Origin of the sequence: Vibrio sp. Vb1337 (genome assembly GCF_033338715.1) — a bacterium.
GTDB classification, from domain to species: Bacteria; Pseudomonadota; Gammaproteobacteria; order Enterobacterales; family Vibrionaceae; genus Vibrio; species Vibrio alginolyticus.
This window is the reverse complement of record NZ_JAWOTD010000085.1, coordinates 1-1556: the sequence shown is the minus strand read 5'-3', so window position 1 is coordinate 1556 and position 1556 is coordinate 1. Positions and strand designations below refer to the sequence as shown.

At 43.8% G+C, this 1556-nt stretch carries 2 protein-coding genes and 1 pseudogene; 2 read left to right on the top strand and 1 reads right to left on the bottom strand.

What is annotated here, in order from left to right; translation table 11 throughout:
* Positions 1 to 516: AraC family transcriptional regulator (locus R7E42_RS24025; RefSeq protein ID WP_318073089.1), on the top strand; the 516-nt coding region annotated here is incomplete at its 5' end.
* A gap of 207 nt (positions 517 to 723) precedes the next feature.
* Positions 724 to 1110, top strand: a complete 387-nt coding sequence (gene cueR, locus R7E42_RS24020) for a Cu(I)-responsive transcriptional regulator (RefSeq protein ID WP_005486235.1) — start codon at positions 724 to 726, stop codon at positions 1108 to 1110.
* A 47-nt stretch (positions 1111 to 1157) separates the two neighbouring features.
* Here cueR and vctC read toward each other — a convergent pair.
* Positions 1158 to 1556, bottom strand: a pseudogene (gene vctC / locus R7E42_RS24015) (iron chelate ABC transporter ATP-binding protein VctC); the annotation flags it as partial.

Genomic DNA, 1556 nt, shown 5'->3' with positions numbered 1-1556 from the left:
TTTTACCACCTAGAGCTTAATCAGGCGTTAACTATTCTTGCCACCGAACTCACCAACCGGGATACACCACATCGTTTCCAAGACAAGCTCGAAATCGAAAGTTTGATTTATCAAATTCTGTTTCACGCAACACAACAAATGCCACAGGATTTTTGCCCTCAAAACACCAACAGTTACCGAGATAAAATCACCGAACGTCATAGTGATTCACGCGTGGAAAACATTGTCAGCTATATCGAAACGCACCTTGAACAAGAGTTGAGCCTCGAACACATTGCAGAGGTATTCTCGATGAGTGTGTCTAACCTACAACGCCGCTTTAAACAGTCACTCAATATGACTGTGAATGGCTATATCCGTTATCGTCGTCTTGAGATCGCAAGAGTACATTTGGAGCGTGGTTTAGTGTCGATCACTGAAGCCGCGTACGAAGCGGGCTATCACCATCCTTCTAATTTCACTAATGCGTTTAAAAAAGTGTTCGGTGTGCCGCCCCATGAGATCGTAAAAGAGTGACGGGAACGCTCAACAATGCGTCTATCCAGCCGACTTAGGTACTTTGGGGGTATATATCGTCAGCGACATGGGTATATACTCGCGTTAAACATCAAGCCAATGCCATCAGTTGCAAATCAAACGCTGCGTAGAAACCAATATGTTTAACGCGCTGATACACAACGACAATTAACGGCATCGGCGTTATCTCGAATGTGGAGGTTAAACATGAATATTGGCGCTGTCGCGAAGCTAACTGGACTGTCATCAAAGTCGATTCGTTTGTATGAAGACAAAGGGATCATCTCTCCACCAGCACGCAGTGATTCTGGCTATCGCGAGTATTCAGATAATCATATTCAAGAACTTAACTTAGTTTCACGAGCAAAAAACGCAGGATTTTCACTTCAAGAATGTAAAGAGTTCGTCCAGCTTGCGCATAATCCAAACCGTAAAAGCAGCGAAGTGAAAGAAAGAACGATGGATAAACTGCGCGAAGTAGAAGAGAAAATTGCTCACCTGATGGAAATCAAAAAACAGTTGGAAGGTTGGGTATCGGCTTGTCCTGGCGATGCAAAAAGTCGCTGTCCAATCATAGACGAGCTCACTAAGTAAGCTCGCCTATCTATTGCAGTTCGTTAAAGGCAACAAGTTGGTTCAGATTAATGGTAAGTGCACATGCGCTTGCCATTTAACTCAATGATGTTAAATGGTGTTTCGTAGATGTCTTCCAATGTTGTTGCCTGAATCACCTCTTCAACCGCGCCACTTGCCACCACTTTGCCTTGTTTAAGCGCCAGAATGACATCGGAATAGCACGCCGCGAAGTTGATATCGTGAATCACAACCACCATTGCTTTGTTCATGTCATGAGCAAGCCTTTGAATCACCTTCATGATCTGCAATGAATGCTTGATATCCAAGTTGTTCAGCGGTTCATCTAAGAAAACGTAGTCCGTATCCTGAGCAATCACCATGGCGATAAACGCCAACTGGCGCTGACCACCACTCAACTCATCCAAGTATTTATCTTGAATATCTTGAAGGTCTAAGTAGTCAAT

What these genes read in the sequence shown, in the direction of transcription:
- cueR (WP_005486235.1), top strand. Translation starts at nt 724, where the DNA reads ATGAATATTGGCGCTGTCGCGAAGCTAACTGGACTGTCATCAAAGTCG.